The organism is Rickettsia montanensis str. OSU 85-930, from assembly GCF_000284175.1.
GTDB classification, from domain to species: Bacteria; Pseudomonadota; Alphaproteobacteria; order Rickettsiales; family Rickettsiaceae; genus Rickettsia; species Rickettsia rickettsii.
Genome location: NC_017043.1, coordinates 1,086,001 through 1,104,493, shown reverse-complemented (window position 1 = coordinate 1,104,493; position 18,493 = coordinate 1,086,001). Strand labels below are relative to the sequence as shown.

The window sequence follows — 18,493 nt, the reverse complement described above, 5'->3', positions numbered from 1 at the left end:
GGTTTTTCCGTCATTGCGAGGAAATTGCAGAGCAATTGTACGTCCGCAATCTCAGGAGTTTGTATTATTTCATGAGATTGCCACGCAGCCTACGGCTGCTCGCAATGACGTATCTACGCAGAAATGATATCGATTAAAATCTTGCCATGTAATTACTATTTTTCTTAGGGTAGTAAAATTTAATTACATATACTAAATCCCTTTCGTTACCCATCATAAGTTCCGTAGAAGCGATATCAAATTCATATATTCTTTTATTAGTTATAATAGTCATATTTGTACGAATATCTTTTTCAAGAGGCTTAATAAATAATCTATTTGCCAAAGGAGTTATTTTCCAAGCATAAGCATCCCCAAGAATTATATTTTGGATTTCTTCATTTTTAGCAAATTCTATATGCGATTGAAAGCCAAAATGCAAAACCAATAAATAAACTTCATTTGGATTATATATATAAGTTTTTATCCTATTATCTTTAGTTATAGATAAATCATCTACATAATTATTACTACTATTATATGGATCATCTACAAGTGGACATTCTCGTTGTACTGTAAAACCGCTTAATAATATAAAAACTAAAAAATAAAATCTAACTATTGTCATCGTCTACCCTATATCCGTTAACTTGAAACCCTACCGGATTTACATCAAGTTCTGAATCTATTAATTGCATAGGCACATAAGCATAACTTACTACCGCTATTTTATTATAAACTAATTGGTTGCCTGATGTTTCATTTACGGAAAATCTAACTATATATTTATCTGCTGCGATTTTTGACCATGATTTTATTACTAAAAATGTAGTATTCTCTTCTTTATATTTTAAAGTAGGATCAAAATCTTTATTTCTTATATAGCCAAGATAATTGTAATAAACACTGCTTGTTGAAAATAATCTTATTGTCGTACGAGCTATCGTCGCAAAATCAACCGGATTATATGTTTCTCGTGCCGTTATGTATTTCTTTATAAAATACCTTGTAAGAGACTCATTCGCCGTTAACACCGGTGATGAAATAGGTTCTACCACCAAGGCACGTCCGGTATTACTATTAAGCTGAATAACAAAAGGATCAAACTGTTTAGATTTTACTACAAATGCTATTACTAAAGTTGATATAACCATAAAAATGGCTAGTAGTATTATTAATATGATAAGCAAGTTACGTTGAACAAGTAACTTATCAGATCGCTCTTCATACCAATTCTGAGTAATTTTTAAAGGATTAGCCGATTTAATACTTTCCTGCGTTTGTGTACCTCCTGAACCGCTTTGCGAGTTATTACTTGCTTTAAAGAAACCAAATATATTATTCATATCAAAGGTATTTTTATTATTACATTGTTATTGTGTAAAACTATTACTTTTATGCTATATTTACTGAATTAACAGGTCTTCTTATACAAGGATTTACGCTTACACTCGAGCCATCATCTATATCAGCAGAAACGCACGGGCTTTTAATTTCATAAGGAGCTGAAGGGGTACATGACAACAATTGAGCAAGCATAATTAATACTAATAGAAGCTTTAATGATTTTAACATTCCAATTATACATTATCAAATTATCTTGTTACTATTTTAAAATTACCTTACTATACAATAGTTCACAAGCATTTTTTGAAAAAATCTATTTATAAATATAAAAAAATATTAAAAAGATTGTAAACTATTACTCTGAAGTAAATAAAGAGTAGTTATACGAAGTTCAGCTTGGGAGCAGAGCGTATACTTAAATACGTGGTTACCTGCGGACTAAAGACATTGTCGCCAATTTTGCAAGTGAGACGAGTATAACATAATAACTACCATCAATAATTGTTATTGTATAATTTTAATTTATAATTTATTTTAAAGTTAAACAACATTTGGTATTGTAGCAACAATATAAACTTATTTTATAGCTTAAATAACATTAAATTAACAAATCATAATCATATTATAATAGTTATGATAGAGTTAAAACAGAATAATAATTAGATATTAATCTAGTAATTATGGACCCATTAACCAACGCAATACAAGAATATATAAAATCCGGCGAATATTTTATTGACGCAAGAAAATGGTATAATTTTAAGTATATCTTACCGTTAAGTCATAGAAGTCTTCTGCTTTTAATATGCACGATTTTTATCTTATTATTAACCTTAATTTGTATAAATATCAACATGTTGCTACCAATAAACAAAAAAGTAAGTTATTTAATAAAAGATGATGGCGAAAAACAAGCTACCGTTACTAATACTAAACATTCAACATTAGCAAATCCTTATATCTCTGTTGCAAATATTATGCTTCAGAATTATGTAAACCAACGAGAAGAATACAATTACGATGTATTAAAAGAACAATTTACCTTTATCAAAAATGCTTCTACGAGTATTGTTTATATGCAATTTGCTAATTTTATGAATATTGATAACCCATTATCACCGGTCATGAGATATCAAAAACTATATAGACGCTCAATTAATATATTATCAACTAAAAATATAAACGATAACGAAGCAGTTGTTACTTTTGAATCATTGGCAAAAAATAGTACGGGTGCAATTTTAGAAAATATGGTATGGGAAGCAAGAATCGGATTTATAATGGATTCTATCAGTACAAGTATATCACCTGGTATGCCGTTCAATTTTACCGTTACTAGTTACAAGCTAAAGTTATTAAGGAATAAAAATCAGAAATAATATGAAGCAACTAATAATATTTTGTACTTTTATAATACTTACATTAGATGTATTTGCTCTTACTATATCACGACCTCTAGGTCGAGACCCACGTCTAAGAGTTATGACTTATAACCCTGACGATGTTTTCAAATTCACAGGATATTACGGCTATCAAGCAAGTATAGAACTAGCAAAAGACGAGGAAATAGTAAGTATTTCTATGGGAGATACTACTTCATGGCAAATAGTACCTGCCGGTCATAGGATTTTTATTAAACCGATGGAACCGGATGCTACTACTAATATGACTTTAATTACTAATAAACGGACTTACTTCTTTGAACTATATGCCGCCGAAACTCTTGATATGCGTGATCCTGAAATGGTCTTTAACGTAAAGTTTCTTTATCCGGATGACGAAAATGACAATATGAGCGGTCATATGCAAACTTTTTCTGCTGCCCTAGCAAGTCCCGATCTGACTCATCCTGAAAAATACAACTTTAATTACTATATTAGCGGTAGCGAAGAAATAGCTCCTATTAAAATTTTTGACGACGGCGAGTTTACTTATCTGCAATTTAGAGATAAAAACTCTGAAATTTCCGGTATTTTTGCTGTAGATGATTCACTTCGAGAATCTTTAGTAAATTATCGCCTTGCTCAAGATAATCCTAATATGGTGATCCTTGAACAGGTTTTTCCTAAGCTCGCTATACGTAAGGGCAAAAAAGTTACATGCGTATTTAATCAGTCTTTCAAAGCGTATTAATGTCTACCAACGTCATTTGCAAGCGACTAAAAGGAGCGTGGCAATGACGACGAAACTGATTCGCGTAACAATGCTTTTCTTACAATAACAATATAATAATTATGCATCATTTAATATATTTCTTTACCTTGATCTTACTAACTAGCGGCTTATTTGTAATGCTTACAAGTCATAATTATATTCATAAAATTATTGGGCTTGGAATCTTTCAAAGTTCGGTGTTAGTATTTTATTTAAGTATCGGAAAAATTAAAACAGGCGGTGTACCTATTTTACAAGAGGGCATCACTACTTACACTAGCCCTTTGCCTCATGTATTAATGCTAACTGCTATAGTAGTTGGGTTTGCTACTCTTAGCGTAGCTTTAAGTTTAATATATCAAATTTATAAACATTTTGGTACAATATCAGAAAATGAAATTAATTTTGATAAATGATTCTAGCTAACCATGTCCCTATCATACAAATATTATTCCCTTTATTCGGGGCTTTACTCTCAATAATATCTTTTCGCTTTATTACCTTTGCACGAATAATTACTACGATTTGCATTTTATCTAGCCTTTTGGTCAGTGTTTATGGATATAGCATTATACAAAATACGGAGCTATCTTACACCATGGGAGGATGGACTTCAAAAATAGGAATAGAATATCGGCTAAATGCACTAAACCAAGCTATTATTATTTATCTTAACTTGGTTTTATTATTCTTTTTAGTTTTTTGTCATAAGATTACTAATCAAACTATCTTAAAACATATAAACAATAATAGAAAATCTTTATTTTACGGTATATTATTATTCTCTCATACGGGCTATTTAGGGATGATTGCTACTCACGATTTTTTTAATCTATATATATTTATAGAGATTTCGGCACTTAGTAGCTATGTCCTGATAGCCTCAGGTAATAATCCAAAATCTTTAATCGGAGCTTTTGATTATTTGATAATAGGTAGTATCGGTGCAACTCTTATTCTTATATCTATAGGATTTTTGCTAAGCATTACGGGTAGTTTGAATATGGCAGAAATTGCAGCTTATTTACAAGAACATACTAATTCCCGTATAATCACTATAGCTATTGGTTTTTTCTTAATAGGTGCTATTTTAAAAACAGCTTTTTTCCCTATGCATTTTTGGATGATGAGAGCTTATAATAACACGGCCTCAGTTATTTTAGTATATTTAGCAGGGATTTCTACTATAATAGGAATATATGTAATATATAAATTTACTTATATTATTATAGGCTATGAGACAATTAAAACGGCTATTACAAATTTTATAAAACCTATCGCTTTAGCTACTCTTATTATAGCCCCGTATTTTGCTTACCAAGCAAAAGATTTCAAGAATATTATAATTTATTCATGTTTCACTCAAATAGGTTACGTATTTTTATTATACGTAACCGAAAACGGTATAATAGTTTTACCAAGTTTATTACTTGTGGATAGTATAAATAAAATAGCTCTTTTCTTGATAGATGCTTATAATGAAAGCTGTAAAAGAGAACCTAACAAAGTTTTAATAATAATCGCTATTATTTGCAGCTGTGGCTTACCTATCAGTCCATTATTTTTTATCAAAGTAAATATTCTTGAATTATTATTAACACAAAATCTACTATTAGATTTTATTATAATTTTACTTAGCTCCGTAGGATCGTTATTTTACCATTATAAAATGGTACTATTGTCATTCCTGCGAAAGCAGGAATCCAGTAATTAAAAAATATAAACACAGTAAGTTTTAAAAACTAAAAGCACGATTTATCTCGCTTTTTCTGGATTCCCACTTTTAGCTAGGCATGACATAGAAAGCCATACAGGTAATGCTCTAACCATACTATCAAAAAAAGTACAACAGCTTATCATGATTACACAATTTACTACTCCGAGTCTTTTGATTCTATCAACTTTGCTAGTTGGTGCATTAAACTTAACTAGCCCGTATGCCACTCAAAAAGATAGCTTTATACGTAATTTTTTACTTATTACTATCGCTATTTTTTTCTTCGGTAATATTTTAATTATAGACTGGTTGTTTTTAAAAGGTATTAGAGCAGGATTTGAATTTAATATATTTGGTAATTACTCTATAGGATTCCATCTTGAACCTTTAGGTCTTATTTTCTTAAGCTTAATAGGCTTTTTATGGATTTGTGCTTTACTTTACACTCCTAAATATCTTGCTATTAATAATATAGACTATTCTTCTAGATTCTTATTTTTCTTTAACTTAACTATTCTGATCGGTGTTTTAATTGCTTTATCTAGCAACTTATTCACGATGTTTATTTGCTATGAGCTTTTAACTATTTCTACAGCTTTTTTAATAGGACATACCAAAAATAATATAGTACTTAGCGGGTTATATAAATATCTAAAAATTCTGATGATTTCTGCCACAATATTATTTTTACCGGCAGTGATAATTATTTATACTAAAGCCGGTAACGGAGATTTTGCAAGTGGGAGTTTAGTAGAAAATTATTTTTCCAAAAACCAGTCAATTATTTTATTGTTAATGTTTATTTGCGGTATTGCTAAAACTGCAATTTTTCCGGTGCATTCATGGCTTCCTGCTGCAATGGTTGCACATTACCCCATTAGTAGTTTGCTGCATGCCGTAATAGTGGTTAAAACCGGATTATTTTGTATTTATAAAATCCTATTATATATATTCGGTTTATCGTATTTACAAATGATATTTGCCGAGTTTAACTGGTTAATTTTTATACCGATAGTAAGCATATTTTATAGTTCAATCAAAGCCCTAGACACGGATAATATCAAAAAAATACTCGCCTACTCCACTATGAATCAATTAAGCCTTGCATTGCTTAGCGCTTTCATGTTAACACCTAAGGCACTTGGAGCCGCAATACTCCATTTAGTTTCACATTCTTTTACAAAAATCTGCTTATTTTATAGTATGGGAAGTATTTACAGTTTAAAGAAAGCCAATCAAGTACAGAATTTACATGGTACATCCGAAGAATTTCCTTTAATTTCTTTTATTATATCTATCTCTTCATTATCATTAATCGGTATACCTATCTTTAGCGGATTTATTAGCAAATTCTCAATATTACTTGCCGCAAGCGAACAGAATCAAATCATTGTTATGATTGTCGTAATAGCTAGTAGTATATTCTCAAGCCTTTACCTGCTCAAAATATTAAGCTCTATTTATAAACCTTCTTTAGTAGAATCTAGCGTAACAAAACCACTCCCCTACTCTATGCAAATTAGTATAATAATGTGCTGCTGTGCCGTAACTCTTTTCTATTTTATTCAAATCTTAATCAGAGAATTTTTAGCTTATATTACATAAACATATTTACATAATTTACACATAATCATATAATATGTATACTGCAGATACTTCAAAAGTTGGAAGTCAAATAAGCAGTGCACCTGCACAACGTAATAGTACGTGAGCACAGGTGAATCCCGAAATTTGACGTACCAAATCTTGAAGTATCAAAGGTATAAATATGGTAATTATTTTTGAGGATAAATATGGCACAAATTATTAGAGCAACAGAATTTGTACGATCTTTTTCAGATATTATGAATAGAGTTTACTATAAAGGCGAAAGCTTTGACGTTCAAAAAGGTAATCATATCGTAGCAAGGATTACACCTGCAGAAATCAAGCCTTCTGTAGCAGTAAGAGACTTAGAGGAAGCTTTTAAAAATGGTCCACATCTTGATCCTGAAGATGCTGATCAATTCATGAAAAATCTCGAAAAAATAAGACGCAATACTAAACAAGATATTAAAAAATTGGTTGAAAGATGGGATTAATTATTGATACTGCTATAATCATAGCTTTAGAAAGAGGAAAGGTCAGTACTAAGCAATGGTCACATTACGGTCAGGCTTATATTAGCCCTATTGTGTTAACTGAACTATTAATAGGAGTAGATAGAGTCGAGAATGAGAATAAACGTATAAAATGTTTAGCTTTTATAGAATACGTAAAAAGTCTGTTTACTATATTACCCTTCGGTATTGAAGAAGTATATACATGTGCACGTATTATTCATGATTTATACACACAACGTATAACTATAGGAACTCATGATATGCTTATTGCAGCAACTGCTATTACAAAAGGTTTTCCGATATTAACTCTAAATGTAAAAGACTTTAAAAGAATCCAGGGACTAGAGGTTTTAACAGTTTCTTCTAAAGATTAAAATGTTTATGCAAAATACCAAGTGTACATTTCCGCTTACTAATTTTGAGCTTATGTTTGATTTTCACCCACAAAATCAGCTAATAGCTCTAGCATTTCTAATTGTTACTGCTATCTTAAATCTTTATACAATTTCCCAAAATAGAAAATTAGAATGCTTGATAGGTAGTTTATACTGTTTATCCTCTATTATATGCGTATTTGCAGCTGATTTTATTTCCATGATAATCTCGCTTGAATTCATGACGATTTTTGCCTGCATAATTATTTTTTGTGACCAATTAAAGATAAAACCGGCACGTCAATATTTCCTCACCCATTTATTCAGCAGCGGGCTAATCTTAATCGGTATGACTCTTCTAATCCAAACAACAAGTAATACGACTTTTACTTCTTTAACGGAATCAGTAAATAATTTTGAGTTACCAGCAATATTCATACTTGCAGGTTGTTTAATTAATGCCTCGGCTATTTTTGTAAACGGCTGGGTGGTTCATTGCTATCCTATAGCTTCAAGTAGCGGTATTGTATATTTAATTAGTTTTACTACTAAAGTTACTTTAATTATCATTTTAAAGTTATTTAGCGGTCTTGAGATATTAAAGTTTTTTGGGATATCAATGATCATTTACGGATTAGTATTTTCTCTAATTGAAAAAAAACTTAAACGATTAATATGTTATCTTACCGTATCACAGCTTGGTTTTATATTAACGGCTATTAGCATAAACTCTCCAAATATAGCTTATCTTATTACAAGCTTTATATTCATACATATATTATATAACGGGTTATTTGCTTTATATTTCGCTTATATGGAAGATGAGTATGATATTAAAAATTACCAAGATCTTCAGAATACTCAAATTAATTTTATTTTATTAAGCGGATTTGTTATTAGTATATTGATCTATACATCTATACTGCCTATTAGTTCTTCTTATATTAAAGATGAAATAGCTAATATTTTAAATGAGAATAGTGTAATGCTATTTTCCAAGATAGCGACTTGTACCGTATTATTTGGGTTGTTGATGGAGAGTGCTACGTCATTCCTGTCTCTCTTTATGTCATTCCTGCGAAAGCAGGAATCCAGTAAAAACCTTAAAAATAAAAGCTTTATAATATTTCTGGATTCCCGCCTTCGCGGGAATGATATAAGAACTATAACCTACCTCTCTTTCTGCATCATAACTTTATGCATATGTTTATTCTACCCTATTCAAATATCACATACTGCTAACTTTAAGCTAGTTATCCTTGCAATCTCACTGTTATTGGCTTTAATATTTAGAAAAATACCACGCATTTCGACAGAAAACATAAACCTTGACCTATACCAATATATTGAAAAATTTATATATTTCAGTATCGATAAATATAAAGAAACGGCAGACAATAACGAAGATGCGACAGAATATCTTAATTTTAAGGTTATTTGGGATAATATTTTAAGTAAAATATCTGCTTGGCATAATCAGCAAACTGCTATATTGATTGTATTATTCCTATTAATTAGTTTGATTTTAACACTACAATAATTCGATGTCATTGTTGTATAGATACCAAAATCGTCATTGCGAGAAGAAACTGTAAGTTTCGGCAAAGCAATCCAGTAAAAAATTCTGATTACAGAATTTTTTTATTATTTTACTAGATTGCCGCGTCGCCTACGGCTCCTCGCAATGACGACTTTAGGCATAACAACACAAAAAAATAAAAAACATGAAACCACCAATAACAGACAAACAAAATTACAGCTTTGAAGTTCACGAAGCAACAATAAACGATGATTATCACTGGCTGCGTGATCCTAAGTGGCCAAATGTAGAAGACTCTAAAATTTTAGATTATTTAAAAGCTGAGAATCAATATACCGAAAATTTCTTTGCCGATCTGCAAAATGATAAGGAAAAGATTTTTGAAGAATTAAAAGGACGGGTTAAATTAGACGATGAATCGGTTTATGTTAAGAACAAAGATTATTACTATTACCATAGAGTAGAGGAGAATAAAAATTATCCGATATATTGCAGAAAGCATAATAATATAGATTCAGCGGAAGAAGTAATATTAGATGTCAACCTGCTTGCTCCAAATAGCGGTTTCACTGATGTTGCTACAGTTGCAATGTCACCTGATCACAATTTAATGGCTTATAGTGTTAATTTTACAGGTAATGAACAATACAATATCAAAATATACAACCTTAAAGAACAAAAATACTTACCTGATGAATTAGGCAATGTACAGCTAAATCTCGATCGCTTCAGACAAGATGAATTTCAGGAAGAGCCTGCGGAACGTACAAATGTACGTGAGCATATGCGAATGCCGCAAAATTCGCTTGTATCAAGCGATCGAGATTTAGCTGTAGCTCCTACTATAATTTGGCATGAACACTTAAACGGCTTTTTCTATATTACTATTAATGAGAATCAACGCTGGGATAAGGTAATGTTTCACCGTCTAGGTGAAGAGGTCACTCAGGATAAATTAATATTCGAGGTAAAAAACCCTCTTCATTTTATCAGCTGCGAGAAATCAGCAAGTCATGAATATATTTTTATAAATTCAGGCGATCATAATGAAAATGAAATTTACGTAATTTCTATGCAGGATGATAGTTTTACGCCTAAATTAGTACGAGCTGCAGAAAACAAAATATTCTATGAAATAGAATATAATGGCGATTATTTTTATATTAAAACTAATTATAAAGCTAAAAATTTCCATGTTATAAAACTGCCGGTAAATAATTTTGAAAATACTAGCTGGGATGATTGGGATGATATTTATATTAAGGAAGAACAAGACAAATATTTAAAAAGCTTTAATGTTACAAATAATTATTTAATCTTAAACTATCGTGACCAAGGTTTACCGCTAATTAAAATAAAGCGATTTAAAGATTTACAAGAAAACACAATTCATTTTCCCGATGCAAGTTTCCAAGCAAGTAGTTTTTCTACAAACTTTGAGGAAGACGATATCAGAATAGATTACTCTTCTCTAGCAAGACCCAATACCATTTATAGCTACGATTTTAATAGCGATAAATTAACGATATTAAAGAGCCACGAAATACCTTCAGGCTTTAACCCGGAGGAGTATAAAGTAGAGAGAATATTTGCAGATAATGAAGATGTAAAAGTACCTATAACCTTGTTTTATAAAAAATCTTTATTTAAAAAAGACGGTTCAAATCCTTTATATCTAATGGGTTACGGTGCTTATGGCATCGCTATGCCCGTCAATTTTAGAAATACAGCAGTGACACTTGCCGATCGCGGTTTTATTTACGCAGTTGCTCATATTAGAGGTGGCGATGATCTAGGTCATGATTGGTATGAAGCTGCTAAGTTTTTAACTAAAAAAAGAACATTTGAAGACTTCATAGCCTGTAGTAGAGCTTTAATTAACGAGCAATATACAAGTAACAACAATATAGTAATAATGGGCGGTAGTGCCGGCGGTATGTTAATCGGTTACGTACTCAACGAAAAACCGGAAATCTATAGAGCAGCAATCGCGCATGTACCGTTTGTTGATGTGTTGAGTACCATGCTTGACGAAAGCTTACCATTAACTCTCTTGGAATATAATGAGTGGGGTAATCCGAAAGAGAAAGAATATTTTGAATATATTAAATCATATTCCCCTTATGATAACGTAAAAGCGCAAAACTACCCTGCTCTATTCGTTACTTGCGGTATATCCGACCCACGTGTAGGTTACTGGGAACCTGCTAAATGGGTAGCAAAATTACGAGAACTAAAAATGGACAATAATCCCTTATTATTAAAAACAAATATGGATACGGGACATAAAGGTTCTGCCGGTCGTTTTGATTATCTGAAAGAGCTAGCTGACGAATTAGTATTTATTTTCAAGGTGTTTGATGTTGTTTAGTTAACAGATTTGTTGCTGGAAGCCTGTTATGTCATTCCTGCTTTCGCAGGAATGACATACAACACCTCTACTGAATACAAAAACAATGCATAAAAATTATCTAGAACAATTACAAAAATTACCGATTACTTTAATTTTACTAATTAGCTTAATTTGCTGTATTGGTTTCATTGTACTTTATTCTGCAGCAAATAGCAATTTGCAGCCCTGGGCTTACAAACAAATTATAAATTTTTGTATATTCTTGCCTTTAGCTATTATTATTGCATTAATTGATTTACACATAATATTTAGGTTATCGTATATCTTTTATTTGTGCATACTCGCTTTACTAGTAGCCGTGGAGCTTTTCGGCTCAACTGCCATGGGCGGTAAAAGATGGATTGATATCGGTATAGTTAAGCTTCAACCTTCCGAACCGATAAAAATCGCCGTTGTACTAATGCTTGCTAGATATTTCCATTCACTAACAATTGATGATCTTACAAAATTTCATAAAGTTATTATACCGATTATAGGAGTTTTAATACCGGCTTTTCTAATAATTAGAGAACCGGATTTAGGTACGGGAATGATTGTTTTAATTGTTTCGGCAATTATATTTTTTACGGCAGGTTTTAGAATAAAATATTTTATAATACTAGGTCTTGCTGCTCTTATTAGCCTACCTATTGCTTGGAATATGATGTATGATTATCAAAAAAAACGGGTAATGGTTTTTTTAGATCCCGAACATGATCCGCTCGGTGCTAGTTATAATATTATTCAGTCTAAAATCGCTATAGGTTCAGGTAGCCTATTTGGACGCGGTTTAAATCAAGGTAGCCAAAGCCATTTGGATTTTCTTCCCGAACATCAAACTGACTTTATCTTTGCTACCTTCGCTGAAGAGTTCGGCTTTATAGGAGGAATGTTTTTACTAATATTATATTTTGCACTTATAACTATTTCTTTATTAATTGCCGCAAATTGCCGAGAGATTTTTAGTAAATTAATGATAATAGGTATTACTTCAATCTTATTTAGTCACGTATTTATTAATATAGCTATGGTTATGGGCTTGCTTCCCGTAGTAGGCGTACCGCTGCCGTTTATTTCTTACGGCGGAACAATGATCGCATCCATGCTAATCGGCTTTGGGCTTGTGATGAATGCTCAGGTACACGGACATACCGCTTTAAACTAGTACAATTATATTTACAAAATGGATAACATAAATTAATAATAAGTTGCACTTCACTTTCTGATTTTCGTATAAAGCGTTGACTTTTATATAAAACAGTATAGATTTCTTTACAATTTAATTTTTTATAAAGAATTTATGCTCGGCTATGAGAAAGCACAAACAAGTTTAAATAGAGAACAAAAACAAGTATGAGGTATTTTGTCTATTTGGTATTTAAGCAACTTCATTATGTTTTATTAGTGCTGTTATTGCTTATCCCGTATAAAGCTTATCTGCCAAAAACTTTCTTCTTTATATTATCTTCTTCTAAAAAATATATCACTTTTTTCATTCAAGATATCATCACGGTTTGTATATAAAGATTCAATAAATAAAATAGAGTCCTTTAAAGCTAGTTGCACAGCTATAATTGTCCTTATCATGTCTTTCTATAGCTTTAGGAAGCCCAAATTCTTTAACTACATTACCTAATTCTTTTATATTAGCTCGCAATTTAGTGGAATAAGAACTTGATATAGGTGTTTTTGAGAGATTTATTATTTCGTTTCTACGTTCTTGTGTTTTAATAATAGCTATTTTCTTTAAGTTATCGTCTAAATCTTCCATTCCAATTTTATTGCGAATAATATCGTCTATACTAATTATTTTATTTCCATGCTTTCTCTCATGCCTTGCTGCTACTATACTGCAAGCCAAATCTGTTAATATATCTATTAAGAAACTGCGTTATTAAATCTATACCTTTTGCTAATATTTTTATTATACCCTCTTTCTCATTAATATTATTTTTAAATATTTTAGTTTCAGCAATACAGCAAGCATTTATGATATTTTTTATATTCCAATAAAATGCATTACAGTAATCATATAATAATTGGCTTTCTTGTGCTAAACTTTCAATTTCTCTAAAGATTTCTGCTTTTTGTTTGTTCCACTAGCTTTTAGTGTTTTATTGTGGCTATCTATCTTAATTTCATAGGCATCTAATCTTTTATTTGCCCCGGCATCTAGTAATTTAAAATTACTGGTTTTCAACCTTATTTTTGCATCTTGAATTATTTCACTTGCAAACTTCAGCTTACTAATATTGTTTCTTAACTTCTAGCTTATCGCTACTTTTAGTAAACCAAAATTTTGAGGTAATATTAGGATTTATAAAAGCTTCAAATACTTGATCAATTGGTTTACGAATAAGCATTGCTGCTTTCGCAGTTGGTTTTAACTGATTTATATAAACATCATTATTAAAAACTTTTTGTAAATTATTAGAATTATTCACAGCGTAATATTGCTTTGGGTAGGAATTTGATCAGTTATGAAACGGCAATCGGTAAATATAAATCACGTTCATATACTGGACAGATTTTAGCCGGTTACAGTTATTTAGCTCTGAAAGCGATTAATTTAACACCGACCGTGGGGATTAGATATTCCGATATTAGAGATTCAGTATATACTGAGACCGGTACGACTTTCCAAAACTTAATCGTTAAAGGGAAGAAGTATAATATGATTGAAGGACTTGCAGGTGTTAGGATGTCAAAAGATATTAACGTAGAAAATATAGTTTTAATCCCTGCAATTTACGGCATGCTAGACTATAACTTTAAAGATAAAACTCCTGCTATCGATGCTAGGTTACAAGGGATGGACAGCCCATTTACGACTAATAGCTTTAAGCCTGCTAAAACTAGCTTTAACTTTGGTGTCGGTGTGACTGCCAAACACCAAATGATGGGATACGGCGTTAATTATGATGCGAATGTGACGAGTAAATATTTTGCTCAACAAGGTAGCTTAAAAGTGCTGGTAAATTTCTAGGTTCTTGCGTAAGAGTGCTAATTGATTTGCTTTAAATCAGTGTAATCAATTCTGCGGTCTAGGTGAACAAAATTTTTGTGGATACCGATAGCCCGGCTGAATTGCAAAGCCAGAACAACTAGGTTACCACGGCAGGTGTTGCCTTTGGTTGCAACATCAAAGGCACAACATCAGCCCCTCCCCCTAGTTTTATCAATCCCCCGAAAAGTTACTCTAACTTCCTTAGTAGTCTTATTTACTTACAATAATTTTTATTCTTTCTAATGGTTTATTTTCAGTGTATTTTTATACTAAAATTTAATTCACAAGAAAAATATGCAAAACTACCGACAATATTTAATTTTAAGTCTTATATTAATCTTTATTCAAATTAATCCAGCTTTGGCATTAGAGGATAAGAGAGACTCTTCAGTATATTATTATAATAAAGGTACTAATTTAGCTATTTTAGGAAAATATGAATTAGCTATTGAGTTAAATCCTAAATTTTCAAAAATATATAATAATAAAGGTCTAACTTTAGAAAAGCTAGGTCAATATAGGTTAGTACTTGAGGCTTATAATAAGGCACTTGAACTTGATTCAATAAATTCTGAGATACAAAATAACCAAAAACGCTTATTAAATAAAGCTTATTAAATAAAAAATAATTAAATATTTTGACCTTTATTTTCTTAGGTTGTTCTGTTTTCTAGATTTTTTCAGTCTAAAATAAGCGAGCCAATGATACCATTCATCTACTGTTATTTGCTATACTTCTGCAACTGTCAGTAAGAGTAAACTGGGTCCTGCTATTCTGATTATGATTTCATGTATAATACATATACCCATTAACCATAGCTGTTAATGATCATTAGGAGAATATTTATGACCCAATTACTTGACCTTATAATCCCTGGTGATGTCTTATATGAAGAATTTATAAAGCCTTTGAATATAAGTCAAAACCAGCTAGCTTGTGATATTGATGTACCACCTAACCATATTCACGCTATTAGTGCATGACAAACGAACTCTTACGGCTGATATGGCACTGAGATTAGGTAAATATTTTCACACTTCAGCCCAGTTATGGATTAATTTACAAGCAAGATATGATTTAAAATTAGCTCAGCGTCATGAATGACCTCACATTAAAATCGTATTCGTACTATGGAAGTAGCAAGAAAAGCTAGTTGATTATTTCCTAGCAACGGCAAAAGGTTCAGGATGTCTTATGGCAATATTGATATCCTGCATAAATCTTATTCTTATACCGTCGCTTGTACCAAGTGCATAAGGGTTAACTAACACATCTAATACGCCCCATTGCCCGACATAAAATATTAAATAATACTTTTTATCACAGAGTAATACATTATAAAAAAGGCAACAAATACTACCCTCATATTTACGAGCCTATTGTTACTAAAGAATTATAGAACAAATAGAAAAAGTTTTTGCATCAATGTATATTGAGCCTGATTTATTGATCAAAATAATTAAAAGTGTTAAAGAATCGGCAAAATATGAAAAAGATTATTATAACACAAGAATAACAGAATTAAATCAAGAGCTTATCAGTGTAAAAAATAGCCTTGATAAGCTTAGAAGTAAACTTTTAGAATGTATATTTACAAATGAAGAATACGAAGAAGATAAATATAAATTAACAACACGTCGTGATAAAGTAATGTTAGAGATAGCAGAGCATAATAAAGGTGATGATTGTTTTACAGAAAAAATGATAGATGTACTAAATTTAGTTGCCAATGCACATCAATATTTTGTTTTGTCGAATGCTGAGGGAAACAGACATCTAATAAAAACTGTGTTTTCGACAATTAAATTAACAGGCAAAAAGCTTGACTTTATGCTGCATTCGCCGTTTGATTCATTCGTAAATTTGTCAAAAATCGAGGAATGGCTCCCCGGGCCGGACTCGAACCAGCGACCGAACGGTTAACAGCCGTTTGCTCTACCACTAAGCTACCGAGGAACATTAGAAGCATCTGGAAGATTCAGATACTTCCTTATAACAAATCTTTATTATAACGTCTAGCGTTTTCTTTATATAAAATAAAAAAGTTTTATTCATCACCTATTTTTAAAGCTGCAATAAACGCAGATTGCGGAATTTCGATATTACCATACTGTCTCATTCTCTTTTTACCTGCTTTTTGTTTCTCAAGTAATTTACGTTTACGACTTATATCACCGCCGTAACATTTAGATAAAACATCTTTACGTAGGGCTTTAATAGTCTCACGAGCGATAATACGGCTACCTATACTTGCTTGAATTGCTATATCAATCTGTTGTCTCGGTATTAAATCCTTTAACCTTACGCATAATGCCCTCCCCCTTTGCTCGGCACGTGAGCGGTGTACGATTGTGGATAGTGCATCAACCGCCTCTGCGTTAACCAAAATCCCAAGCTTAACAAGTTCGGCAGGTTCATAAACATCCATTTGCCATTCAAAACTTGCATAACCTTTAGAACAGCTTTTTAAACGATCGTAGAAATCGTAAACTATCTCATTTAGCGGTAATTTATAAATTATTTTAGCCCTATTTGCTATATAGCTATGATCGAGCTGTACCCCTCTCTTTTCCGTACAAAGCGATAGTACCGCACCTAAAAACTCATCAGGTACCATTATAGTTGCCTTAATCCAAGGCTCTTCCATTGATTCGATTTTTTGTAAATCAGGCAAATCTGCCGGGTTATGTATTTCTAAGCTCTCACCGTCCCGCATATGAATTTTATACACCACGCTTGGAGCGGTAGTGATTAAATCTAAATCGAATTCCCTACTTAAACGTTCTTGGATTATCTCTAAATGTAACAACCCTAAAAAGCCGCATCTAAAACCTACTCCGAGTGCCGAAGAGCTTTCCATTTCATACTCAAAACTAGCATCATTAAGGCGTAATTTAGCTAGTGAATCCTTTAGATGCTCAAATTCCGAGCTATCCATTGGATAAAGACCACAAAACACTACGGGTAAGTTTGGTTTAAAACCCGGTAGAGCTTGCTCACAAGGCTTTTTTTCATCAGTGATAGTATCCCCAACTTTACAATCCGCTACTTGCTTTATAGCCGCAGTAAAGAAGCCGATTTCGCCTGCATGCAGAACATCCGAAATATGTTTTTTCGGAGTAAAATAGCCAACATTCTCAACGGTATAAACCGAGTTAGTAGCCATCATTTTAATACGCATATTCTTACGTAAGTAGCCATCAATAACACGTACTAAAATAACCACGCCAAGATATGGGTCATACCAACTATCAACAAGCAAAGCTTTCAAAATATCAGAACTACTTTCTTTTGGCGGAGGTAATTTATTTACTACAGCCTCTAAAACTAAATCAATCCCTATACCGCTTTTAGCAGAGATTAGCACAGCCTCACTTGCATCGATTCCGATTATATCCTCTATTTGCTGCTTAACCTGTTCAGGTTCTGACGCCGGTAGGTCAAGCTTGTTAAGCACCGGTACAATCTTATGATCATTCTCGATTGCTTGGTAAACATTGGCAAGCGTTTGTGCTTCTACTCCTTGCGTACTATCAACTACCAATAACGAGCCTTCACAAGCAGCAAGTGACCTACTAACTTCATAAGCAAAATCGACATGCCCGGGAGTATCCATTAGATTCAAATAGTAGGTGTTACCGTCTTTAGCTTTATATACAAGCCGCACGGTTTGTGCCTTAATAGTTATACCTCTCTCTTTTTCAATATCCATCGAATCTAGCACTTGCTGGCTCATTTCCCTAGCCTGCAAGCCGCCGCAATGTTCAATGAACCTATCGGCTAACGTAGATTTACCGTGATCAATATGGGCGATTATTGAGAAGTTCCTTATATATTTTTGATTATTCATAATTATTGTGGTATAATTTGCATTTGTTTA

The 18,493-nt window shown here is 31.9% G+C and carries 21 protein-coding genes, 1 tRNA gene and 1 pseudogene; 15 read left to right on the top strand and 8 right to left on the bottom strand.

Features of this window, described 5'->3' with window-relative positions; translation table 11 throughout:
• Positions 1–133: 133 nt before the first annotated feature.
• Genes MCI_RS05950 through MCI_RS05940 form a run of 3 tightly spaced genes read right to left on the bottom strand, consistent with a single transcriptional unit; the run spans position 134 to position 1,554 of the window.
• On the bottom strand, positions 134–607 hold the full coding sequence (locus tag MCI_RS05950) for a TrbG/VirB9 family P-type conjugative transfer protein (RefSeq protein ID WP_014410090.1): 474 nt from the start codon (positions 605–607) through the stop codon (positions 134–136).
• Positions 594–1,325 carry a virB8 family protein gene (locus tag MCI_RS05945; protein ID WP_014410089.1) on the bottom strand — a complete coding sequence of 244 codons (732 nt, stop codon included), beginning with the start codon at positions 1,323–1,325 and terminating at the stop codon, positions 594–596. The genes MCI_RS05950 and MCI_RS05945 overlap by 14 nt, the downstream gene beginning before the upstream one ends.
• Before the next feature lie 49 nt (positions 1,326–1,374).
• Positions 1,375–1,554: a DUF2706 domain-containing protein gene (locus MCI_RS05940; RefSeq protein WP_014366024.1), complete on the bottom strand. Its 180-nt coding sequence runs from the start codon at positions 1,552–1,554 to the stop codon at positions 1,375–1,377.
• 452 nt (positions 1,555–2,006) lie between these two features.
• Between MCI_RS05940 and MCI_RS05935 the strand changes: the two genes are divergently transcribed.
• From MCI_RS05935 to rodA, 11 genes and pseudogenes are all read left to right on the top strand, one after another.
• The gene (locus tag MCI_RS05935) at positions 2,007–2,705 is read left to right on the top strand and encodes a virB8 family protein (RefSeq protein WP_014410088.1); all 699 of its coding nucleotides are present in this window, start codon (positions 2,007–2,009) and stop codon (positions 2,703–2,705) included.
• Position 2,706: 1 nt separating this feature from the next.
• Positions 2,707–3,459 carry a P-type conjugative transfer protein VirB9 gene (gene virB9 / locus MCI_RS05930; protein ID WP_014410087.1) on the top strand — a complete coding sequence of 251 codons (753 nt, stop codon included), beginning with the start codon at positions 2,707–2,709 and terminating at the stop codon, positions 3,457–3,459.
• A 101-nt stretch (positions 3,460–3,560) separates the two neighbouring features.
• Positions 3,561–3,896 carry a Na+/H+ antiporter subunit C gene (locus MCI_RS05925; RefSeq protein WP_014410086.1) on the top strand — a complete coding sequence of 112 codons (336 nt, stop codon included), beginning with the start codon at positions 3,561–3,563 and terminating at the stop codon, positions 3,894–3,896.
• Positions 3,893–5,194: a proton-conducting transporter membrane subunit gene (locus MCI_RS05920; protein WP_014410085.1), complete on the top strand. Its 1,302-nt coding sequence runs from the start codon at positions 3,893–3,895 to the stop codon at positions 5,192–5,194. Before MCI_RS05925 ends, MCI_RS05920 begins: the two co-directional genes overlap by 4 nt.
• A 144-nt stretch (positions 5,195–5,338) precedes the next feature.
• Positions 5,339–6,802, top strand: a complete 1,464-nt coding sequence (locus MCI_RS05915) for a proton-conducting transporter membrane subunit (RefSeq protein ID WP_014410084.1) — start codon at positions 5,339–5,341, stop codon at positions 6,800–6,802.
• A 34-nt stretch (positions 6,803–6,836) separates the two neighbouring features.
• A pseudogene (locus MCI_RS10665) lies at positions 6,837–6,915 on the top strand (mannose-1-phosphate guanyltransferase); the annotation flags it as partial.
• Positions 6,916–6,990: 75 nt separating this feature from the next.
• Positions 6,991–7,278, top strand: coding sequence for a type II toxin-antitoxin system antitoxin VapB (gene vapB, locus MCI_RS05910; protein ID WP_014410083.1), 288 nt, complete (start codon positions 6,991–6,993; stop codon positions 7,276–7,278).
• The gene (gene vapC / locus MCI_RS05905; RefSeq protein WP_014410082.1) at positions 7,269–7,673 is read left to right on the top strand and encodes a ribonuclease VapC; all 405 of its coding nucleotides are present in this window, start codon (positions 7,269–7,271) and stop codon (positions 7,671–7,673) included. The genes vapB and vapC overlap by 10 nt, the downstream gene beginning before the upstream one ends.
• A 1-nt stretch (position 7,674) precedes the next feature.
• Positions 7,675–9,213: a proton-conducting transporter membrane subunit gene (locus tag MCI_RS05900; protein ID WP_014410081.1), complete on the top strand. Its 1,539-nt coding sequence runs from the start codon at positions 7,675–7,677 to the stop codon at positions 9,211–9,213.
• Positions 9,214–9,397: 184 nt separating this feature from the next.
• Entirely contained in the window at positions 9,398–11,584 is a 2,187-nt protein-coding gene (locus tag MCI_RS05895; protein WP_014410080.1) for a prolyl oligopeptidase family serine peptidase, read from the top strand.
• An 85-nt stretch (positions 11,585–11,669) separates the two neighbouring features.
• Positions 11,670–12,770, top strand: a complete 1,101-nt coding sequence (gene rodA / locus MCI_RS05890; protein ID WP_014410079.1) for a rod shape-determining protein RodA — start codon at positions 11,670–11,672, stop codon at positions 12,768–12,770.
• A 363-nt stretch (positions 12,771–13,133) separates the two neighbouring features.
• On the opposite strand, the gene MCI_RS05885 is transcribed toward rodA, so the two are convergent.
• From MCI_RS05885 to MCI_RS09130, 3 genes are all read right to left on the bottom strand, one after another.
• Positions 13,134–13,466 (bottom strand): hypothetical protein, encoded by a 333-nt coding sequence (locus MCI_RS05885; RefSeq protein ID WP_014409315.1) that lies wholly within the window; start codon positions 13,464–13,466, stop codon positions 13,134–13,136.
• 192 nt (positions 13,467–13,658) lie between these two features.
• Positions 13,659–13,805, bottom strand: a complete 147-nt coding sequence (locus tag MCI_RS08660) for a hypothetical protein (RefSeq protein WP_014409314.1) — start codon at positions 13,803–13,805, stop codon at positions 13,659–13,661.
• Between the two features lie 46 nt (positions 13,806–13,851).
• Positions 13,852–14,049, bottom strand: a complete 198-nt coding sequence (locus tag MCI_RS09130; RefSeq protein WP_014410078.1) for a hypothetical protein — start codon at positions 14,047–14,049, stop codon at positions 13,852–13,854.
• 26 nt (positions 14,050–14,075) lie between these two features.
• Between MCI_RS09130 and MCI_RS05875 the strand changes: the two genes are divergently transcribed.
• The 4 genes from MCI_RS05875 to MCI_RS10660 all read left to right on the top strand — a co-directional run bounded on the left by MCI_RS05875 (position 14,076) and on the right by MCI_RS10660 (position 15,717).
• On the top strand, positions 14,076–14,591 hold the full coding sequence (locus tag MCI_RS05875; RefSeq protein WP_014410077.1) for an autotransporter outer membrane beta-barrel domain-containing protein: 516 nt from the start codon (positions 14,076–14,078) through the stop codon (positions 14,589–14,591).
• A 315-nt stretch (positions 14,592–14,906) separates the two neighbouring features.
• Entirely contained in the window at positions 14,907–15,230 is a 324-nt protein-coding gene (locus MCI_RS05870) for a tetratricopeptide repeat protein (RefSeq protein ID WP_014410076.1), read from the top strand.
• A 228-nt stretch (positions 15,231–15,458) separates the two neighbouring features.
• Positions 15,459–15,596 carry a transcriptional regulator gene (locus tag MCI_RS09125; RefSeq protein ID WP_014410075.1) on the top strand — a complete coding sequence of 46 codons (138 nt, stop codon included), beginning with the start codon at positions 15,459–15,461 and terminating at the stop codon, positions 15,594–15,596.
• Between the two features lie 22 nt (positions 15,597–15,618).
• Entirely contained in the window at positions 15,619–15,717 is a 99-nt protein-coding gene (locus MCI_RS10660) for a transcriptional regulator (protein WP_410526310.1), read from the top strand.
• 777 nt (positions 15,718–16,494) lie between these two features.
• On the opposite strand, the gene MCI_RS05860 is transcribed toward MCI_RS10660, so the two are convergent.
• Both MCI_RS05860 and lepA read right to left on the bottom strand, forming a co-directional pair.
• A tRNA-Asn gene (locus tag MCI_RS05860) sits at positions 16,495–16,569 on the bottom strand.
• Between the two features lie 91 nt (positions 16,570–16,660).
• Positions 16,661–18,463, bottom strand: coding sequence for a translation elongation factor 4 (gene lepA / locus MCI_RS05855; protein WP_014410072.1), 1,803 nt, complete (start codon positions 18,461–18,463; stop codon positions 16,661–16,663).
• Positions 18,464–18,493: the final 30 nt, after the last annotated feature.

What these genes read in the sequence shown, in the direction of transcription:
- MCI_RS05900 (WP_014410081.1), top strand. Translation starts at nt 7,675, where the DNA reads ATGTTTATGCAAAATACCAAGTGTACATTTCCGCTTACTAATTTTGAG.
- virB9 (WP_014410087.1), top strand. Translation starts at nt 2,707, where the DNA reads ATGAAGCAACTAATAATATTTTGTACTTTTATAATACTTACATTAGAT.
- MCI_RS09125 (WP_014410075.1), top strand. Translation starts at nt 15,459, where the DNA reads ATGACCCAATTACTTGACCTTATAATCCCTGGTGATGTCTTATATGAA.
- MCI_RS05870 (WP_014410076.1), top strand. Translation starts at nt 14,907, where the DNA reads ATGCAAAACTACCGACAATATTTAATTTTAAGTCTTATATTAATCTTT.
- MCI_RS05920 (WP_014410085.1), top strand. Translation starts at nt 3,893, where the DNA reads ATGATTCTAGCTAACCATGTCCCTATCATACAAATATTATTCCCTTTA.
- MCI_RS05935 (WP_014410088.1), top strand. Translation starts at nt 2,007, where the DNA reads ATGGACCCATTAACCAACGCAATACAAGAATATATAAAATCCGGCGAA.
- MCI_RS05945 (WP_014410089.1), bottom strand. Translation starts at nt 1,325, where the DNA reads ATGAATAATATATTTGGTTTCTTTAAAGCAAGTAATAACTCGCAAAGC.
- MCI_RS05950 (WP_014410090.1), bottom strand. Translation starts at nt 607, where the DNA reads ATGACAATAGTTAGATTTTATTTTTTAGTTTTTATATTATTAAGCGGT.
- MCI_RS10660 (WP_410526310.1), top strand. Translation starts at nt 15,619, where the DNA reads ATGGCACTGAGATTAGGTAAATATTTTCACACTTCAGCCCAGTTATGG.
- MCI_RS05925 (WP_014410086.1), top strand. Translation starts at nt 3,561, where the DNA reads ATGCATCATTTAATATATTTCTTTACCTTGATCTTACTAACTAGCGGC.
- lepA (WP_014410072.1), bottom strand. Translation starts at nt 18,463, where the DNA reads ATGAATAATCAAAAATATATAAGGAACTTCTCAATAATCGCCCATATT.
- MCI_RS05940 (WP_014366024.1), bottom strand. Translation starts at nt 1,554, where the DNA reads ATGTTAAAATCATTAAAGCTTCTATTAGTATTAATTATGCTTGCTCAA.
- vapC (WP_014410082.1), top strand. Translation starts at nt 7,269, where the DNA reads ATGGGATTAATTATTGATACTGCTATAATCATAGCTTTAGAAAGAGGA.
- rodA (WP_014410079.1), top strand. Translation starts at nt 11,670, where the DNA reads ATGCATAAAAATTATCTAGAACAATTACAAAAATTACCGATTACTTTA.
- MCI_RS05915 (WP_014410084.1), top strand. Translation starts at nt 5,339, where the DNA reads ATGATTACACAATTTACTACTCCGAGTCTTTTGATTCTATCAACTTTG.
- MCI_RS05895 (WP_014410080.1), top strand. Translation starts at nt 9,398, where the DNA reads ATGAAACCACCAATAACAGACAAACAAAATTACAGCTTTGAAGTTCAC.
- vapB (WP_014410083.1), top strand. Translation starts at nt 6,991, where the DNA reads ATGGCACAAATTATTAGAGCAACAGAATTTGTACGATCTTTTTCAGAT.